Annotated in this window: 17 protein-coding genes; 9 read left to right on the top strand and 8 right to left on the bottom strand. The window is 71.7% G+C overall.

Going from position 1 to position 18,266, the window contains the following annotated elements; translation table 11 throughout:
* Window positions 1-5: 5 nt before the first annotated feature.
* Window positions 6-875 carry an ABC transporter permease gene (locus tag K8Z49_RS39400; protein ID WP_412516577.1) on the bottom strand — a complete coding sequence of 290 codons (870 nt, stop codon included), beginning with the start codon at window positions 873-875 and terminating at the stop codon, window positions 6-8.
* Window positions 876-1,016: 141 nt separating this feature from the next.
* Between K8Z49_RS39400 and K8Z49_RS39405 the strand changes: the two genes are divergently transcribed.
* Both K8Z49_RS39405 and K8Z49_RS39410 read left to right on the top strand, forming a co-directional pair.
* Window positions 1,017-2,075, top strand: coding sequence for a LacI family DNA-binding transcriptional regulator (locus tag K8Z49_RS39405; RefSeq protein WP_052357527.1), 1,059 nt, complete (start codon window positions 1,017-1,019; stop codon window positions 2,073-2,075).
* A gap of 90 nt (window positions 2,076-2,165) precedes the next feature.
* Window positions 2,166-3,290 (top strand): mandelate racemase/muconate lactonizing enzyme family protein, encoded by a 1,125-nt coding sequence (locus K8Z49_RS39410; protein WP_075023413.1) that lies wholly within the window; start codon window positions 2,166-2,168, stop codon window positions 3,288-3,290.
* A 46-nt stretch (window positions 3,291-3,336) separates the two neighbouring features.
* On the opposite strand, the gene K8Z49_RS39415 is transcribed toward K8Z49_RS39410, so the two are convergent.
* Window positions 3,337-3,465, bottom strand: coding sequence for a hypothetical protein (locus K8Z49_RS39415; RefSeq protein WP_021594957.1), 129 nt, complete (start codon window positions 3,463-3,465; stop codon window positions 3,337-3,339).
* 194 nt (window positions 3,466-3,659) lie between these two features.
* On the opposite strand from K8Z49_RS39415, the gene K8Z49_RS39420 reads away from it, so the two are divergent.
* Window positions 3,660-4,187, top strand: coding sequence for an NADAR family protein (locus K8Z49_RS39420; RefSeq protein ID WP_021594956.1), 528 nt, complete (start codon window positions 3,660-3,662; stop codon window positions 4,185-4,187).
* Between the two features lie 33 nt (window positions 4,188-4,220).
* Here K8Z49_RS39420 and K8Z49_RS39425 read toward each other — a convergent pair whose 3' ends face one another.
* The 6 genes from K8Z49_RS39425 to K8Z49_RS39450 all read right to left on the bottom strand — a co-directional run bounded on the left by K8Z49_RS39425 (window position 4,221) and on the right by K8Z49_RS39450 (window position 11,451).
* Window positions 4,221-5,138, bottom strand: a complete 918-nt coding sequence (locus K8Z49_RS39425) for a hypothetical protein (RefSeq protein ID WP_412516578.1) — start codon at window positions 5,136-5,138, stop codon at window positions 4,221-4,223.
* Window positions 5,135-5,719: an RNA polymerase sigma factor gene (locus K8Z49_RS39430; RefSeq protein WP_412516579.1), complete on the bottom strand. Its 585-nt coding sequence runs from the start codon at window positions 5,717-5,719 to the stop codon at window positions 5,135-5,137. The genes K8Z49_RS39425 and K8Z49_RS39430 overlap by 4 nt, the downstream gene beginning before the upstream one ends.
* Before the next feature lie 414 nt (window positions 5,720-6,133).
* The gene (locus K8Z49_RS39435) at window positions 6,134-8,137 is read right to left on the bottom strand and encodes a cyclic nucleotide-binding domain-containing protein (RefSeq protein WP_412516580.1); all 2,004 of its coding nucleotides are present in this window, start codon (window positions 8,135-8,137) and stop codon (window positions 6,134-6,136) included.
* Entirely contained in the window at window positions 8,134-8,712 is a 579-nt protein-coding gene (locus K8Z49_RS39440) for an RNA polymerase sigma factor (RefSeq protein WP_021594951.1), read from the bottom strand. Before K8Z49_RS39440 ends, K8Z49_RS39435 begins: the two co-directional genes overlap by 4 nt.
* Window positions 8,709-8,921, bottom strand: a complete 213-nt coding sequence (locus K8Z49_RS39445; protein WP_024935384.1) for a hypothetical protein — start codon at window positions 8,919-8,921, stop codon at window positions 8,709-8,711. Before K8Z49_RS39445 ends, K8Z49_RS39440 begins: the two co-directional genes overlap by 4 nt.
* A gap of 340 nt (window positions 8,922-9,261) precedes the next feature.
* Window positions 9,262-11,451, bottom strand: coding sequence for a terpene synthase family protein (locus K8Z49_RS39450; RefSeq protein ID WP_412516581.1), 2,190 nt, complete (start codon window positions 11,449-11,451; stop codon window positions 9,262-9,264).
* Window positions 11,452-11,563: 112 nt separating this feature from the next.
* On the opposite strand from K8Z49_RS39450, the gene K8Z49_RS39455 reads away from it, so the two are divergent.
* The 6 genes from K8Z49_RS39455 to K8Z49_RS39480 are packed head-to-tail and all read left to right on the top strand — an operon-like array spanning window position 11,564 to window position 18,255.
* Window positions 11,564-11,947, top strand: coding sequence for a phage holin family protein (locus K8Z49_RS39455; RefSeq protein ID WP_021594948.1), 384 nt, complete (start codon window positions 11,564-11,566; stop codon window positions 11,945-11,947).
* A gap of 9 nt (window positions 11,948-11,956) precedes the next feature.
* Window positions 11,957-12,847 carry a Cgl0159 family (beta/alpha)8-fold protein gene (locus tag K8Z49_RS39460; RefSeq protein ID WP_412516582.1) on the top strand — a complete coding sequence of 297 codons (891 nt, stop codon included), beginning with the start codon at window positions 11,957-11,959 and terminating at the stop codon, window positions 12,845-12,847.
* Between the two features lie 31 nt (window positions 12,848-12,878).
* Window positions 12,879-13,427, top strand: coding sequence for a (2Fe-2S)-binding protein (locus tag K8Z49_RS39465; RefSeq protein WP_412516583.1), 549 nt, complete (start codon window positions 12,879-12,881; stop codon window positions 13,425-13,427).
* A complete protein-coding gene (locus K8Z49_RS39470) occupies window positions 13,424-14,398 on the top strand; it encodes an FAD binding domain-containing protein (protein WP_412516584.1) in 975 nt (324 codons plus the stop codon). Before K8Z49_RS39465 ends, K8Z49_RS39470 begins: the two co-directional genes overlap by 4 nt.
* Window positions 14,395-16,500 carry a xanthine dehydrogenase family protein molybdopterin-binding subunit gene (locus K8Z49_RS39475; protein ID WP_412516585.1) on the top strand — a complete coding sequence of 702 codons (2,106 nt, stop codon included), beginning with the start codon at window positions 14,395-14,397 and terminating at the stop codon, window positions 16,498-16,500. The genes K8Z49_RS39470 and K8Z49_RS39475 overlap by 4 nt, the downstream gene beginning before the upstream one ends.
* A gap of 42 nt (window positions 16,501-16,542) precedes the next feature.
* Window positions 16,543-18,255, top strand: a complete 1,713-nt coding sequence (locus tag K8Z49_RS39480) for an L-lactate permease (RefSeq protein WP_218163823.1) — start codon at window positions 16,543-16,545, stop codon at window positions 18,253-18,255.
* The last annotated feature ends 11 nt before the right edge of the window (window positions 18,256-18,266 follow it).

An 18,266-nucleotide genomic window follows, 5' to 3' on the forward strand; every position in this document is an offset into this window, starting at 1 on the left:
TGTCGTCAGTACGTCGTGGTGACCGCGTCGCCGCGCCGGCTGGCGTGCCAGGGCAGCAGCAGCTTCTCCGCGACCTCGACGACGACGAACAGCACGACGCCGATGGCCGACATGACCAGCAGGCCGGCGAACAGCATCGGGGTGTCGAGGTTGCCGTTGGCCTGCAGGATCACGTAGCCGAGCCCCTCGTTGGCGCCGACGAACTCGCCGACGACGGCGCCGGTGACCGCGAGCGTGACCGCGACCTTCAGGCCGGAGAACAGGTGCGGGAGCGAGGCCGGCAGCCGGATCTTGGCGAACGTCGCCAGCGGGCTCGCGCCCATGGTGGCCGACAGCTGCAGCATCTCCGGGTCCACCGCCTTCAGCCCGGCCACCATCGAGATCACCACCGGGAAGAACGCGATCAGCACCGCCACGACGATCTTGGGGCCGATGCCGAAGCCGAGCCACACCACGAACAGCGGGGCGATCGCGATCTTCGGGATGACCTGCGCGAACAGCAGGATCGGGTAGAGGGTGCGCTCGACCGTCGCCGAGTAGACCATGATCACCGCGGCGAAGACCCCGATGAGCACCGCGAGCGCGAAGCCGATCAGGGTCTCGTACGTGGTGACCCAGGTGTGGTGCCAGATGTAGCCCCACTTGTCGGCCATCAGGCGCAGCGTCGCGCCGGGCGACGGGACGAGGTACGCCTCCACGATCTTGAAGGCGCTCACGGCCCACCAGGCCGCGAAGCAGGCGATCAGCAGCGCGACGGGCCGCCACGACCGTTCCAGGCCGTCGCGGACCCGCTCGCCCACGCCGGGCCGGCCGCGTTCGACGACGCCCGCCGCGTCCGCCTGGGGCGTCGCGGCCGTCGTGCCCTGACTCACCATGGGTTCCTCCGGGACGGTGGCTGGGAAAGCGCGTTCAGAAAGCGCTTTCTGATGTACCGTAAGAAGCGGCGCATGGCGCGGTCAAGAGGGTCTTCGCAGGAAACCCGCCGCGTGCACCCCGCGTCGACCGAGGGGGCGGTGATGACGGAAGCGGCCGAGGAGCAGCGCGCCGGCGACCGGGCCTACGTGACCCTGCAGGACGTCGCGCGGGAGGCCGGCGTCTCGCTGGCCACCGCGTCCCGCGTCCTGAACGGGACCTCCCAGGTGCGCGCCGACCTCCGGGAACGCGTGCTCGCCGCTGCGGCGGAGCTCAGCTACACCCCGAACGCGCACGCGCAGGCGCTCGCCAGCTCGTCCAGCAAGTCCGTCGGCGTCATCTGCCACGACGTCAGCGACCCCTACTTCGCCGCCATCGCGCACGGCGTGATGCGCACCGCCGCCGAGCACGGGATGCTCGTGATGCTCGCCAGCACGTTCCGCGACCCGTCCCGCGAGGTCGAGTACGTGGCGATGCTCCGCGCCCAGCGGGCCCGCGCGATCCTGCTGATCGGCTCCGGCTTCGAGGACCGCGACTGGGAGCGCCTGATGGCCGCCGAGCTCGACCCCTACCAGCGCACCGGCGGGCGCGTCGCGGTCCTCAGCCGGCACCGGAGCCTCAAGGTGGACGCCGTCCTGCCGCAGAACCGGGAGGGCGCCGCCGCCCTCGCCCGCGCGCTGCTCGACCTCGGCCACCGCGACTTCGCCGTGCTGACCGGGCCCCGCGCGCTCACCACCGTCGCCGACCGGCTCGGCGGGTTCACCGACGCACTCGCCGACGCCGGCGTCCCCGTCCCGCCCGAGCGGATCGTCGAGGCGGCCTTCACCCGCGACGGCGGCTACGCGGCGGCGATCGAGCTGCTCCGCCGCGGGACCCGCCCGACCTGCGTGTTCGCCGTCACGGACGTGATGGCGATCGGCGCGCTCGCGGCGTTCCGCGACAACGCGGTCTCCGTGCCGGGCGACATCTCCCTCGCCGGCTTCGACGACATCCCGATCGTCCGCGACCTGACCCCGCCGCTCACCACCGTCGCGCTCCCGCTGAACGCGATGGGGGAGCGCGTGATGGGACTGGCGCTGCGCGAGCCCGCCACCCGCCGGAGCCGCATCGAGCGCGTCGCCGGCGAGGTGGTGCTGCGCGCCAGCACGGCCCCGCCCAGCTGACCTCGCGGCGCGCCCGCCGTCCCGCCGTCCAGGGACGCCGCCCGGGCTGTTCCCGGTGACAGGGCGCGCCGCCACCTTCCGGAGGGTGCGATGAAGATCGAACGGGTCGAGACGTTCTGCGTGGCGCTGCCGACGCGGCGGTCGTTCGGCGTGTCCGGCGGCGCGGTCGCCGTGGCCGGGCGGCCCAGCCTGCGCGTCCTGGTCAAGGTCAGCGCGGACGGCGCGCACGGCTGGGGCGAGGCGACCCCCATCCCGGCCTGGACGTACGAGACCGCCGAGTCGATCGTCACCACGATCGACCGCTACCTTGCCCCCGTCCTGACCGGCCGTCCCGCCTGGGACCTGGACGGCGCCACGACCGCCTTCGACCGGGCCGTCAACCGCGGCTTCAGCATCGGCGCGCCGCTGGCCAAGAGCGCCGTGGACGTCGCCCTCCACGACCTGCTGGGCCGCGCCGCCGGCGTCCCGCTCGGCATGATGTGGGGCGCGCGGCGCCGCGAGACGATCGACCTGGCCTGGATCGTGTCCGGCCAGTCGCCGGACGAGGTGGCCGACAGCGTCGCCGAGGGCCGCGACCTCGGGTACGGCGCCTTCAAGGTCAAGATCGGCCTGCACGCCGACGACGCGGCCGTGGTCGAGGCCGTCCGCCTGCACGCGGGCGACGACGCCGACCTCTGGGTGGACGCCAACCAGGGCTACACGGTCAGCGGCGCCCTGCGCATGGCGCGGCGCCTGGAGGACCTCGGCGTCACGGCGTTCGAGCAGCCCCTCCCGGCCAACGACATCGCCGGGCTGCGCCGCCTCCGCGACACCTGCCCGATCCCCGTCGCGCTGGACGAGAGCCTCCGGCACCCGTCCGACCTGGCCACGTTCGTCCGCCTCGAAGCGGTCGACATCGCCATCGCGAAGGTCCAGCGCACCGGCGGCCTCACGCTCTCGCGCCGCCTCTGCTCGCTCGCCGAGGACGCGGGCGTCTCCCTGATGGGCTCCGGCCTCACCGACTCCGACCTGGGCCTCGCCGCGTCCCTGCACCTCTTCGCGGCGCACGGCCTGGACACCCCGGTCGACCTGAACGGCCGGCAGTTCATCGAGTCGCCGTACGCGGGCCCGACGGTGCGGGTCTCGAAGGGCACGGCCGAGGTCCCGTCCGGTCCGGGCCTGGGCGTCGAGGTGGACGAGAAGACCGTCCGCGACCTGGCGGTCTCCGTCCTCTGAGAACGAAAGAACCCGCCCGGAGCTCCGGGCGGGTCCTCATCTATCGTCAGCGCGCGGCGATCTCGTCCGTGGTCGCCTCGGTCTCCGCGGAACGTTCGGAGTCCGCATCCGCCGGGCGCCGCTCGGGCCACGCGACGATCTGGGTGCGACGGGGGTTCGCCAGGGCCTTGTCCATTGTTACCGCTGTCCTCCTGTTCGGGCCGGGCCGAATTAGACAATGGTCCCGACGTCCAGCCCGCTTTCGCAAAATGGTCTAGACCGCACCCTCTGACCAGGGCCGCGGCACTTCTCCCAACAACGCCGGTCGATCTGCCATTCCCCTCCGAAACCCGCTGGCCGGACGCGTCCACCGGCTGGCACCCTCGTCCCATGGACGTCGCCGAGCTGTCCCGCCTCCAGAACGAGGGCACGCGCCTGAAGTTCCTGTTCTTCTGGGGCCACCGGACCCCCGGACCCGGCTATCTCAGCCAGTGGTGGCCGTCCCCCTTCACCGTCGACGGCACCACCTACGCCACCGCCGAGCACTACATGATGGCCGGAAAGGCCCGCCTCTTCGGCGACGAGGAAACGGCCGCCGCGATCATCGCGGCGTCCCATCCGCGCCGCGCCAAGGACCTCGGCCGCCGCGTCCGCGATTTCGACGAGCAGACCTGGCAGGACCATCGTGTGGCGATCGTCACGAAAGGCAACGAGGCCAAGTTCGCGCAGAACAAGGAACTTCGCGATTACCTCCTCGGCACCCACGCCCGCATCCTCGTCGAGGCGAGCCCTTTGGACCGCGTCTGGGGCATCGGCCTGGCCGCCACCGACCCCCGCGCCGAAGACGTCTCAGCCTGGCAGGGCGAGAACCTCCTCGGCTTCGCCCTGATGACCGCCCGCGCCACCCTGGCCTCGTAGCCCGGGCAGCGCGGCCGCGTCGTTCGTCGTCCCCTAGGGCTTCCCCGGTACTGGCGGAGCCGCGGGCGTCCCGGCGGGCTCGGTGGGCTCGGGGCCTGCGAAGAGGAGGACCTGGTTCTTGGCCCAGGGGACCGCGTCGTGCACGTACCAAGTGGCCGGGACCTGGCCAGGAAGCATCTTCTTGCTCACGTTGCCGTCCATGACGCGGTATTCGGGGACCGTGACGTTCCGCTTCTTCAAGGCGGCCAGCACTTCGCCGACGCGGTGGCCCCGGAAGGTCATGCCGTGCATGGCCTCGCCCGGCGCGGTCACGGGGGCGCTGCTGGAGTACTGCTCGCCCGGACGGGCCGCCCGGCCGAAGGTGATGTCGGCGGTGCCCTGGTAGCCGGTGCGGATCCGGACGCCGACCGGGCAGACGTCGCCTCCGCCGCCGGTCTCGCACCCGCCCTTGGCGGTGATCGTCCTGATGTCGTCCTCGGTCGTGCCCTCGCTCGTGCTCATCGCGATCACCGTGCCGACGATCGACGGGGACGCCGGCACCAGGGACAGCCTGACCTTGAGGCCGTGCTCGGCGAACTCGGCCTGGTACCGCTTCGGGTCGGCCAGCGGGTCGCGGACCCGCACGTCGATGTGGTCGCCCTTCCGCGTGAAGGACAGCGCCGCCACGAGAGCGGTACGAGGGCTCGCGGTCGTGGTGCCGACCGGCGGGCGCCGCGTCCCGTCGTCCCGGACGATCACGGCCACGGCCGCGCAGGCCAGGCCCGCCGTCGCCAGCGGGAGGCCGATGAGAAGGACCGGCGAGCGCCGCCGCCTACGCCGCTCGGACACGACGGCGGTGGCGGTGATGCGGTCGGACAGGGCGGCCGCCGCGTCCTCGGGCAGCAGTTCCCCGGCCCGCTGGTCGGTGACGGTGGCGAGCCCGCCGATCAGCGTGTCGATCTCGCGGTTCATGTGTGCTCTCCGTTCGGGATCCGCACGGCGGTGGGCAGGGAAGGGCCGGGGACCTCGGCGTCCAGGCGCGCCAGGGCGCGCGCGAACCGGCGGCGGGCGCGGTGCAGGCGGATCCGCAGCGCGTTGCGGGAGCAGCCGAGGACGGTCGCGATCTCGGCGTGGTCGAGCCCTTCCCAGCCGACCAGGGACAGCAGTTCGCGGTCCAGCTCGGGCAGGCTCCGGAAGGCGGCGGCGACGCCGGTGAGGTCGTTCCCGGCCGCGTCCTGGACGGGCGCGGCGGCGCGGAGCCGGGAACCGAGGTCGGCGGCCAGCGCGGACCGGCGGCGCTCGCCGCGGTGGTGGTTGGCGAGGACGCGGCGGGCCACCCCGTACAGCCACAGCCGCGCCTGGTCGCCCGGCGGGATGTCGTCGAGCCGCCGCCAGGCGGTCAGGAACGTCTCCGCCAGGACGTCGGCCGCGTCCTGCGGATCGGTGGTGCGCCGCAGCGCGTACCCGAGGAGCCGGGCGCGGTTGGCAGCGTAGATCTCCTCGAAGCGGTGCCGTCTCTCATCGGGCAGGGACTCCTCCGCGGGGGATGGCAAGCCATCTCCTCTCCTCACGCGCCGCGAGGCGCGAGCGAATCAACCGGACGCACCCCACATGTCCGCACACCCCCCAGCATTTCGAGAGAACCGAGCACCGCAGAATCCGCCCACCCGTCCAGGCCCCCTCGCCACATCCGGACGCGCACGGAGCCGCACGGACGCGGACTTGGCGGCGGGCGCGGTGGCCGGGGGCGCTGGCGGTGGCGGTGGCGGTTGGAACCGTCCCCGGCGTGGGGGAGTCGTCACCGTTGCACCCCGGACTACTGCCCCACCTGGCACACCCGTGGAGCGCAACGAGACGGCGGCGCTACGAGGCCACGCCACATCCTGTGGTCACCAGCCTGATCCCCGACGGCACCCGCGCCGCCTCGATCTTGCGGAAAGTCGACACCCCGCCGGGTGCCTGGCCGTTCACGGCCGCCGGCGAGTAGCCGGCAGGGCGTCGTCGTCCGTGGTGGTGTCGAGACCATAGAGGCGGATCCAGCCTTCGAGGTAGGCCCCCTTGACCCGGCATGTGACCCGCTCGTACTCGGAGGCGTGCATGTGGTCGGGGACGACCACCTCGTCGTAGAGGAGCCGGGACGCGATGACGCCGAGGTCGGCGCCGGTCGTGGTGAGCCGGTCCTTCAGCGGCGGGGCGTTGAGCAGCCGGGCCGCCGTGATGATGGATGATCCGGACATGCCGGGCGGATCGGGCATCACTCGGCCGACGTGCACCGCGACCCTGAGCTGGATGCGGAGGGCTCCGCTCGACTCGCGGTTGTGCCGTCCCAGCCGCGCGGCGAGCGAGCTCAGCATCGGGTCGATCACGGCGGCGGGTACCTCGGTGGGGACGATGATGAGCGCGCCGTCGCCGCGGTCCTCGATGTGGGAGGCGTCCCAAGGGATGGCGGCGTCCTCGAACGCCTTCTGGAGGGCTCGGTACATGGCGTGGCGCAGGTCGTTGCGATCCGCGTCGTTGCGTCCGGGTGAGCTGAAGCCCGCGATGTCGGCGTAGAGGATGGTGCGGTAAAGGGCTGTCCACGGTGGCCTGGCCCGGCCCGGCGAATAGAGCAGCCTGGGCTGGGGCGGCCCGTTCTCGGACGGGTCGGTGCGCTGATCCGGCAGCGTGCTGGGAGCCGGGGCACCTGGGAGGCGGTCCCTCTCCAACATCCGGTCGTACATCTCGTGTTCCAGGACGGCCACGACGCGCGGGTGGTCGCTGAGGTAGGCGACGAACTCCTGCGTGGACAGGAGCAGGGCGTGCAGCGTGTCCATCGCGACGACGGTGGCCGAGCGGCGGCGCAGCATCAGCGCGGCACGTTCGCCCAGGATGTCGCCGGGGCCGCGGATGGCGATGATCCGCTCGCGGCCGTCCCGCTCGACGCTGACCCGAGCCGAGCCCGACTTGATCACGATGATGTGGTCGGCGGACTGGCCCTCGGCCCACAGCACCGCGCCGACCGGGTGCACGACCTCCCGCGCGGACGCGAAGAGCGCGTCCTGCTCCGGGAGGGTGAGCTGCTCCAAGAAGCCTGGTTTCGGGGCATGAGCGAAGCCAGGTGTCGGCGATGGGCCGATGTCGGCGTTCTGTCGGCCCGTTGTCGCGGCGTCGGGCCGTGGACGCTGTGCGGCACTCATCCAGTCGGTCAACCGGCCGAGTTCGGCTTCGACGTCGTAGCTGGGGGGATTCTGCTGTGCCTGCTCCAGAACCCGCTGGTACAGCTCTGCGCCCCGCTCGTCGAAGGGCTCATCGGCACTCACCGGGGCCGCGGGAGCCTCGGCGGCGTGCAGGTCGCTGCCCCGTGTGTTCTCGTCGGTGCCCTTGCCGGGGAGGTAGATGTGGCCGCGGTAGACGGTGTTTTCGACAACCGTACGAATGGGGCGGAACTGCTCTGGAGGCAGTGCGCACAAGCCACTTCGGACCACGTTGCGGAAAATCAGATCGGACACGATCAGCGCGACGTTCCGCTCCGGATGGACACGCAGGTACCTGCGAAGCGGACGGGAGCTGAGCAGCCGTTGGACGACCACGTCCGCGGCGGGGCCGAGAGATGCGTCCGATGTCAAGATCTGCCGGCCGCAGTGGAGTGCGAGCCGTACGCGCGGCGAACCGGACGCGCCGGCGTCCTTGCGCATCGCCGCCAGTGTCCGTTCGAGGGCGGGAGCGAACCGGCCGACGACGGTGACAATGTCGACGTCGTGCGGCAGCACTGTCGGCTGGCCGTCACCGTTGACCTGCTGCAGCCACCGGCCTCTTTCGAGCTCGGCGTCTTCGGCCGCGGTCTCCATCGCGTTCAGCAGCGTCTGTTGCGCCTTGAGTTGCTGGCGCGGCCCCCTGGCGCTGTACCCCTCGATGTCGACCGCGAGCAGCGTCCGAAAACTCGAGCGCACTGGCGGGGCGGCGGGCTCGATACGGGATTCGATACTGCTCATGATGCCGTCCCCCTTCCCCATCCTTCTTCTTCAGAATCGTCGATGAACGGGACCTGTGGTCCCACCCTCAACAACAACTCGCTGCGCGCCTTCATTATGTGACCGCGGACCGTGCTCGCAGCGATGCCCAGCCGATCGGCGATCTCGCGAGTGGTCCAGCCCTCTCCCCAGCGCAGATGCGCCACGCGGGCACGATCCGGCGGCATCTTGGCGATGAGATTCCAGCATTCTTGGAGCGCGGCCGTACACATCACCTGATGGCCGACGTCCAGGCTGTCGTGATCGATGGGATCGTCGGTCTCGACCTCGTCCACTGGGCACACCCGCCGCTGTTTGCGCCACTCGTCGATCGCCTTGTACTTGAGGACCTGATACAGCCATCTGCGCTGTCCTTCGGTGTCTCGTGCCGCCAGGTCGGCCCAGGCCACGATCGCCGCCTGAAACGTCTGCTGGACCAGATCCCTGGCCGTCTCGGCGTCGCCTTGGGTGAGCGCGGCCCACGCGAAAGCGAACAGCCCCTCCGCCTCCGCGCGGAACAGCACGCAGACGGCGGCCTGTTCCTCCGGGCTGATCACGGTGAGCCCGGTGACGGGGGTGAGGGCGGCGGGGGCGTGTCCGGCTGGTCGCTCGCCCAGATCCGCACGCGCTGGCCGTCGGGGCCGTCCTCATACACGACCACGGTCCCGGCCGAGGCGCGCGACAGGACCTCCCGCAGCGCCGCCTGCCGTTGCCTCTGCACGACCAGCCGCCACCCGCCCCAGCTGACCAGCACACCCAGCGCCATCAGCCCCACCTGCCAGGAAACGACGAAGGTCGCGTTCGACGCTATCGCCGCAAGGACCTCCGGCGAGGTTCTACGCAGATCTCTCCATGCCCTCACGCATCAACGTCGTGTCACCCCGCCAAAGCGTTTGAAGGAGGCCGGGAAATTTGTACGGCGAGCCCGACTACCGGGCGCGTAACGATCGGGCGGCCCGCGTGTAGGACGCCGCGACCGGCATCCACGTTACGGCGAGACGATGACTTCGTCGCGGACATGCTCGCGACAGGGGGCTTGAGTCATGCCGGGCCGGGTGACCTGGCTCCCACCGACCAGCGGTCGATGGGCTGGGTGAGCGGGGGCTTCATGATCCCGGGCTTGCGGTTCGGGGGGCCGGGACGGTCGGTGGGCTGACCGTGCGGGTGAAGAGGTGGACGGCGGAGGTGCCGAGGCCGGTGGGTTTCGGGAGGCGCGGGGTGGGCTCGCGTTCGTCGTAGCGGTCGGATTCGCGGTGCCATTTGAGGATGCCGGTCATCCAGTCGCGGAGTTCGTCGATGTAGGACGCGAGGGCCGTGCGGGCCGGGGCGTCCAGGCCGAGGTCGTCGCAGAGGGCCGGGAGCTCGGTGGTGGCCAGGTGTTCGAACTGGCGGCGGCGTGAGGTGATGAGGTCGTTGACGATGGGCAGGGCCTCGTCGCGGCCGCAGCCGAAGAAGTTCTCTACGGCGAGGATGCCGTTGTTCAGCTCGCCCTCGTACTCGATCTCCTTCTGGTAGGAGAAGCAGTCGTTGAGGAGGCAGCCGACGTCCATCGCGGAGGCGTCGATCTCGCGGAGCGTGCGGGTCTGGAAGACGTGTGCGGGGATCTCGGGTGCGCGCTCGATGCGGGACAAGCTCATCGTGAGCTGGGAGCCGAAGGTGTGGCGGCGCATCTCGATGTAGTCGACGGGGTCGGGGATGCGGGAGTGAAGGTGGTTGTTCAACTCCCACAGCCAGCTTTCGGTCATGTGCTCGACGGCGGCGCGGAACTCGCGGCGGGCGGTGTCATCCATGGGGGCGGCGGTGCGGTGCCACAGGTCGGCGAGCGCGGCCTCGAAGGGGTTCTCCGGCGGCGGGGTCGCGCCGCGGTCCAGGGGCATGAAGGACGGGACGCGGGCGTGGAACAGCTTCGCGCCGGCCATGTCGCGGTCGCGGTTGAAGACGGCGGGGAAGTAGTCGTCGCCGAAGGTTCCGCAGGCCAGCCACTGGGTCGCGAGGTCGAGCGCCTCGGGCTCCGCGTCCGGGGCCAGGGACGCGGCACAGACCTCCAGAGCCATCCCGGTGAGCCTCTCGGCGCTCCAGACCGGGACGGGCGTGCGCGGCTGCGGGTCGAACATGCCCATCTCGCGGGCCCAGGCGATGACGTTGCGGCCTGCGTCGGCGCGGTGCGGGTTCACGCGGGGCGGGTACGGGATGTCGAACTCGGGCAGGGGTGTTGGGCCGACTCGCTGGAATGGGACGTGGGGCAGGCTGATCCTTGCGGAATTCAGCAGCGCCGGGATGCGGGCGGCCGACATGCCGATGGACTTCTTGTTCATGTAGCGGCTGGAGCGCAGGTGCCACTCGTGGCCGCCGGACTGCCAGTCCTGGAGGGCCTTCACGTAGGCCGCGACGCGAGCGCGCTCGACCGGGTCGAGCGCGTGGTCCTCGACGATGTGCGGCAGTTCGGTCAGCGCGGTGTTCTCGAACTGGCGCAGGCGCGAGGTCAGCAGGTCGTTGACCGTGTCCGCGGCGACCTGGGGCGCCACCGACAGGAAGTGCTCCATCACCAGGACGCAGTTGTTCACCTCGCCCTCGGATTCGGTCTCCCGCTGGTAGGAGAAGAGGTCGTTCCGCAGGTGCACGGCGTCGGAGAAGGTGTCCTTGAGGACGCGCAGCGGGCGCGTCCCCACGACGCGTTCGGGCAGTTCGACGCCCGCCGCGTGTTCGGCGAGGTCCGCCGACCAGGGCGCGCCGCCGACCTTGCGGCGCATCTCGATGTACTCGACGGGGTTCGGGATCCGCCCGGTGCTGATGTTGGACAGCTCCCACAGCGACTCGCGCAGCAGGTTGAGGGTGCTGGCGGAGAAGCGGCGCCGCCAGGCGTCCGACCTCGACGGGACGGTCCGCGCCCACAGGTCGGCGAGACCGCGCTCGACGGCGTTCACCGGCTCCGGCGGGTCGAGCGACATGAACAGCGGCAGCCGGTCGAGGTACGACCGCGCGCCCTCCTGGTCGTGCGGCTTCTTGAAGACCTCTAGGAAATGGTCGTCGAAGTAGAACACCCAGACGTACCAGTCGGTGACGAGGTCGAGTTCGGGCCCGTCGCAGTCCGGGTGCGTGTAGGCGCACAGGAGCGGATAGTCCATGGCTTCGAGCGCGCGTTCGTCCCAGATGTCGGGAGTGCCGGGGTCCCGGTGCTCGTCCAGCATCCGCATCTCGCGCGCCCACGCCATCGTGTGCGCCCGCGCGCTCTCCAGGTGCGGGTTCAGCCGCGCGGGGTACGGGACGTAGAAGTCGGGCAGCTCGAACGGTTGCATCCACCGGCCTCTCTGTCGGGTCCGGCTCGGTAACCTACAGCACACGTAAAGTCACTTGAAGTGACACTTTGCTCGCCCGATTCTCATCCCCATCTGCGGGTAAGGCGAGGTCATGACGGAGTCGCGCGAACCGGTGGAGGCCGGCGACCCGCTGGAGCAGAACCTCGTGCTCGCCCGGCGGGTGGTCGAGGCCGCGCAGCAGGAGATGATCGACAAGGCCAGGCAGCGCGTCCCGGCGCTGCGGCTGGGCGCCGTGGCGGGGGCCTTCGGGGTCCTCGCGACCGCCGCCACCTACCGGATGAACGTGCTGCTCCTGGAGCGGAAGCTGCCGCCCGAGCTGGCGTCCTTCGTCGCCGCGGCGGTGTACGGGGGAGGGGCGGGCGCCGCGGCGGTGGCCGCGTCCCGCAAGTGGAAGGGCCTCCCGGCGCCGCTGCCCACCGAGACGGCCCGCCAGGTGGTGGAGATCCTCTCCGACTCCGACCGACCGGCCGATTGACACGGCGAGGTGATCATCAGCAGACTCGGCGGCGTGCGCATCAGCGACCTGGCCGACGTGCGGGCCGCGCGGCCGGAGGCGATCGCCGAGGCGGCGGCGCGGCGGGTGCGGCGGGACGCGCCGCCCGGCGAGTCCGGCCGGCTGATGATCATCGCGGCGGACCATCCGGCGCGCGGCGCGCTCGGCGTCGGCGGCGACCCGGTGGCGATGGCCGACCGCGCCGACCTGCTCGACCGGCTGTGCGTCGCGCTCGACCGGCCCGGGGTGGACGGCGTGCTCGGCACCCCCGACGTCCTGGAGGACCTGATGCTGCTCGGCGTCCTCGACGCCCGGCTGGCGATCGGGTCGATGAACCGGGGCGGCCTCGCCGGGACGTCCTTCGAGATCGACGACCGGTTCACCGCCTACGACGCGGACGCGATCGCCGCGGCGCGGCTGGACGGCGGCAAGATGCTGCTGCGCGTCGACGACGCCGACCCGGCGACCGCCCGGACGCTGGAGGGCTGTGCGCGGGCGGTGTCGGGGCTCGCGCGGCACCGGCTGATGGCGATGGTGGAGCCGTTCGTGGCGCACCGGATCGAGGGCCGCGTCCGGAACCTGCTGACGCCCGAGGCGATGATCCGGGCGGTGTCGGTCGCGTCCGGGCTCGGTGTGACGTCGGCGTACACGTGGCTGAAGGTGCCGGTCGTCCCGGAGATGGAGCGGGTGATGGCGGCGACGACGCTGCCCGCGCTGCTGCTCGGCGGCGAGGTCGCCGGTGACCCGCGCGCGGTGCGGGACGGGTGGCGGCGCGCGATGCGGATCCCGGGGGTGAAGGGCCTCGTCGTGGGACGGTCGCTGCTGTATCCGCCGGGCGGCGACGTCCGGGGCGCCGTGGACGCCGCCGTCGAGGTCTTGTGACCGATCGATGATCCGGGGTAGGCAGTCGGGCATGGACAGCGAAGCCACCCCGGTACACGCCGACATCACCCTGCGCGTGAACGGCACGGAGCACCGGCTGAACGTCGATACGCGGGCGTCGCTCCTGGACGTCCTGCGTGAAGACCTCGGGCTGACGGGTTCGAAGAAGGGCTGCGACCACGGTCAGTGCGGTGCGTGCACCATCCTTCTCGACGGACGCCGTGCGAACGGATGCCTTGCCCTGGCCGTCGCCCACGATGGGGCGGAGATCGTCACGGTCGAGGGGCTGGCGCAGGGCGACGGACGGCTCAGCCCCGTGCAGGAGGCGTTCGTCGAGAACGACGCGTTCCAGTGCGGTTACTGCACACCCGGCCAGCTCTGCTCCGCGACGGCAGTACTGGACGAGGCAGAACGCGGCTGGCCGAGCGCTGTGACCCGCGACCTTCGCTCCGATCCCGTCCTGGACGACGACGAGATTCGTGAACGCATGAGCGGCAACCTCTGCCGGTGCGGTGCGTACGTCGGCATCGTCGCGGCCGTGAAACAGGCCGCGCAGCGCAGGGAGGCGGCCGGAACATGAGGCCCTTCGCCTACGAGCGCGCCACCAGCGCCGAGGACGCCCTCCAGCGGCACGAGGCCGGAGCCGTCTATCTGGGCGGCGGGACCAACCTCGTGGACCTGATGCGGCTCGGGGTGGAGGAGCCGGCGAGGCTCGTCGACGTCTCGCACCTGCCGCACGACCAGATCGAACTGCGGCCTGACGGGAGCCTCGTCATCGGTGCGGCGGTGAGCAACAGCGCGCTCGCCGCGGACCGGACCGTGCGCGAGGGGCACCCCGTGCTGGCACAGGCCGTCCTCGCGGGGGCGTCCGGCCAGATACGCAACCTGGCGACCGTCGGCGGCAACCTGCTCCAGCGCACCCGCTGCTCCTACTTCCAGGACGCCTCCAAGCCGTGCAACAAGCGGAACCCCGGCAGCGGATGTCCCGCACGGGAGGGCGAGCACCGCAACCTGGCGATCCTGGGCCACTCGGAGGCGTGCGTGGCGACGCACCCGTCCGACATGGCGGTCGCGCTGGCGGCCCTGGGCGCGTCCGTCCGGGTCCACGGGCGCGGCGGGGAGAGGACCGTCCCCTTCGAGGATCTGCACAGGCTCCCCGACAACGAGCCGGAACGCGACACCACGCTCGAACCGGGCGACCTCATCACCGCCGTGGAGGTTCCTCCGCTGGGCCTGCCGTCCCGCTACCGCAAGGTCCGGGAACGCGCGTCGTTCGCCTTCGCCCTGGTCTCCGTGGCCGCCGCCCTGGACGTGGACGACGGTCAGGTGCGGGACGTGCGGCTGGCCCTGGGCGGCATCGCCCACAAGCCGTGGCGGGCGCTGCGCGCGGAGGAGGCGCTCCGGGGCGCCCAGGCGACGAGGGAGTCGTTCCTGCGCGCCGCCGAGGCCGAACTGGAGGCCGCCGAGCCCCTGCGCGACAACGCGTACAAGGTGCCGCTGGCGCGCAATCTGATCGTCCGGACGCTGACCGAGCTGGGGGAGGCCTCATGACCGACCGGCTGGAGAGCCGCGAGAAGGTCACCGGAACGGCGCGGTACGCGTTCGAGTACCCGGTGGAGAACGTCGCGTACGCGGCCGCGGTCCAGGCGAGCGTGGGCAAGGGCAGCGTCACGTCCGTCGACACGGAGGCCGCGCGGAGGCTGCCCGGTGTGCTCGCCGTGCTGTCCTGCGAGAACGCGCCAGAGCTCGCCGACGTCTCCGACGGTGAGCTGGCCCTCTTCCAGTCGCGGACGGTCTCCTACCGCGGCCAGTTCGTCGCGGCCGTGGTCGCCGAGACCCTCGAAACGGCGAGGGAGGCGGCACGTCTCGTCCACGTGGAGTACGCGGAGGAGGAACCGGACGTCACGCTCCGCGCCGGCCATCCCGGGCTCTACAAGCCCGACAAGGTGAACCCCGTCTTCCCGGCGGACACCGAGCAGGGCGACCCCGAGGACGCCTTCGGGGACGCGGCCGTGCGGATCGACGTCACCTACACGACCCCGGCCGAGCACAACAACCCGATGGAGCCGCACACCACGATCGCCCAGTGGAACGACGACGGCACCCTCACGCTCCACGACTCGAACCAGGGGGCGTCGACCGTCCAGGCCACCATCGCCAAGATCTTCGGGCTCGATCCGGGGCAGGTGCGCGTCGTGTCGCCCCACGTCGGCGGCGGGTTCGGCTCCAAGGGGCTGCCGCGGCCGAACGCCGTCCTCGCCGTGATGGCCGCGCGCGCGGCGAACCGTCCCGTCAAGTTCGCCGTCCCCCGCCAGCAGATGTTCGCCACCACCGGCTACCGGACGCCGACCATCCAGCGCGTCAGGCTCGGCGCCGGCGACGACGGACGCCTGAACGCGATCATCCACGACGCCGTGGAGCAGACGTCCACGGTCAAGGAGTTCGCGGAGCAGACCACGACGCCGACCCGCGTCATGTACCAGGCCCCGCACCGCCGCACGACCCACCGCGTCGTCAAGCTGGACGTCCCCACGCCGTCCTGGATGCGCGCCCCGGGCGAGACGCCCGGCATGTACGCGCTCGAATCGGCGATGGACGAGCTGGCCGTCGCGGCGGGCGTCGACCCCGTCGAGCTGCGGATCCGCAACGAGCCCGACCGCGAGCCGGAGAGCGGCCTGCCGTTCAGCTCGCGCAACCTTGTCGCCTGCCTGCGGGAGGGCGCCGCCCGTTTCGGATGGGACGGACGCGACCCGCGACCGGGCGTCCGGTGGGAGGGCCGCAAGCTCGTCGGCACGGGCGTGGCCGCGTCCACGTATCCGGCGTACCAGCGCCCCAACCGGGCGACTGCCCGCGCCGAGCCCGACGGGACGTTCACCGTCCGGATCGCCGCCGCCGACATCGGCACCGGCGCCCGGACCGCCCTCGCCCTGATCGCCGCGGAGACGCTCAAGGAGGACCTCGGCAACGTGCGGATCGAGATCGGCGACAGCTCGCTCCCCAGGGCCTCCGTCGCCGGAGGGTCCGCCGGGACGGCGGGGTGGGGCACGGCCGTCGTCCGAGCCTGCGAGGCCCTTAAGGACGAGCTCAACGGCGGGGTTGCCGGGGGGCGTGGGGGGTCGTCCCCCCACAGGGAACACGGCGGGATCCCGTCTGAGGGGGTCGAGGCGTCGGCCGACACGACCGCGGAGCTGAAGGCGCGGGACGCCTACGCCCGGCACGCCTTCGGCGCGCAGTTCGCCGAGGTCGAGGTGGACGCCGACACCGGCGAGATCCGCGTCCGCCGCATGCTCGGCGTGTTCGCCGCCGGCCGGATCATCAACCCCAAGACCGCGCGCTCCCAGTTCATCGGCGGCATGACGATGGGGCTCGGCATGGCGCTGATGGAGGAGAGCGTCATGGACGCCGAGTTCGGCGACTACCTGAACCGCGACCTCGCGCAGTACCACGTCCCGGCCTGCGCCGACGTGCGGGACATCGACGCGGCGTGGGTGGAGGAGTCCGACCCGCACCTGAACCCGATGGGCTCCAAGGGCATCGGCGAGATCGGCATCGTCGGGGCCGCCGCCGCCATCGGCAACGCGGTCCACCACGCGACCGGGATCCGCGTCCGCGACCTGCCCATCACCCCGGCCCGGCTCCTGCGCGACCTCTGACTGTTTGAAAAGTTCACTATCTAGGTGATCCGCGTCATGCGGATGGGTATCGATCATCTGCTCGGGGGCGTGCTCCCTACCCGCGAGGTGATCGCCGTGTACCAGCAGGTCCTCGATCCCGTCGCCGACTCGCTCGGCTGGAGTTCCCTGGTCGCCGCGCTGCCGCTGGCCGTGCTGTTCGTCCTGCTCGGCGGCGTCCGCATGCGCGCGTGGCTGGCGTCCCTGATCGCGCTGGCCGTCTCCCTACTGGTCGCCGTCTGGACGTACGGGATGCCCGCCGACCAGGCGTTCCTCGCCGCGACCGAGGGTGCCGCGTTCGGCTTCTACCCGATCCTGTGGATCGTCATCAACGCCCTCTGGGTCTACAACATGACCGTGACGACAGGGCACTTCGACGTGCTCCGCCGGTCGTTCGCGCAGGTCAGCGACGACAGCCGGCTGCAGGCCGTGCTGATCGCGTTCTCGTTCGGCGCGCTGCTGGAAGCGCTTGCCGGGTTCGGCACGCCCGTCGCGGTCACCTCGGTCATGCTGATCGCGCTCGGCTTCCAGCCGATCAAGGCCGCCGTCCTCGCCCTCACCGCCAACACCGCGCCGGTCGCGTTCGGCGCGATGGCGACGCCGATCCTCACCCTCGGCAAGGTCACCGGCGAGTCCAGCGACACGCTCGGCGCCATGGTCGGCCGGCAGACCCCCATCCTCGCCGTGTTCGTCCCGCTCGTGCTCGTCTACATCGTGGACGGGCGGCGCGGCTTCCGCGAGACCTGGCCCACCGCCCTGCTCTGCGGCGCCGCGTTCGGCGTCGCGCAGTACATCACCGCGAACTTCATCTCGGTGCCGCTCGCCGACGTCGTGGCGTCGCTGGTCTCGGCCGCCGCGGTCGTGCTCGTCGTCCGGCTGCGGCCCTCCGCGACGCCCGCCCAGCCCGCGCCCGTCGCCGGCGGCGCCGCCGACGAGCCCACTCCCGAGTTCGCCGCCCGCGTCGAGGGCGGCGCCAAGGACGAGCGCGCCAAGGACTCGCGCGCCGAGGTCGCCCGCGCCTACGCCCCCTACGCGATCATCATCGCGGTCTTCGTCGTCTGCCAGATCGACCAGGTCAAGGACCTCCTGGACAAGGCCACGCGGACGTTCTCCTGGCCCGGTCTGGACCTCACCGGTCCGACCGGCCGGCCGCTGACCCTGCCCACCTTCAGCTTCAACTACCTGACGACGCCCGGAACGCAGATGCTCGTCGCAGGGCTGATCAGCATGGCCGCCCTCGGGATCGGCTTCGGCAAGGCCCTGCGCGCCTACTGGACGACCCTCGTCCAGCTCAAGTGGGCGATCGTCACCGTGATGGCCGTGCTCGCCCTCGCGTTCGTGATGAATGCCTCCGGGCAGACGGTCACGCTCGGCACCTGGATGGCCGGGGCAGGCGCCGGGTTCGCGCTGCTGTCGCCGATCCTCGGCTGGCTCGGTACCGCCGTCACCGGGTCGGACACCTCGTCCAACTCGCTGTTCGGTGCCCTGCAGGTCACGGCCGCGAACAAGGCCGACCTGTCGACGGTGCTGATGGCCGCGACCAACAGCTCCGGCGGCGTCCTCGGCAAGATGGTGTCCCCGCAGAACCTCGCCATCGCCGCCGCGGCGGTGGGCCTGGACGGGCGCGAGGGGGACATCTTCCGCCGCGTCGTCCTCTGGAGCCTGCTGTTCCTCGCCGGGATGTGCCTGCTGTCGGGCCTGCAGTCGACCGGCGTGCTCGGCTGGATGGTCCCGTGAGGGGGTACCGG

Source organism: Actinomadura madurae (genome assembly GCF_047130825.1).
Taxonomy (GTDB): Bacteria; Actinomycetota; Actinomycetes; order Streptosporangiales; family Streptosporangiaceae; genus Spirillospora; species Spirillospora madurae.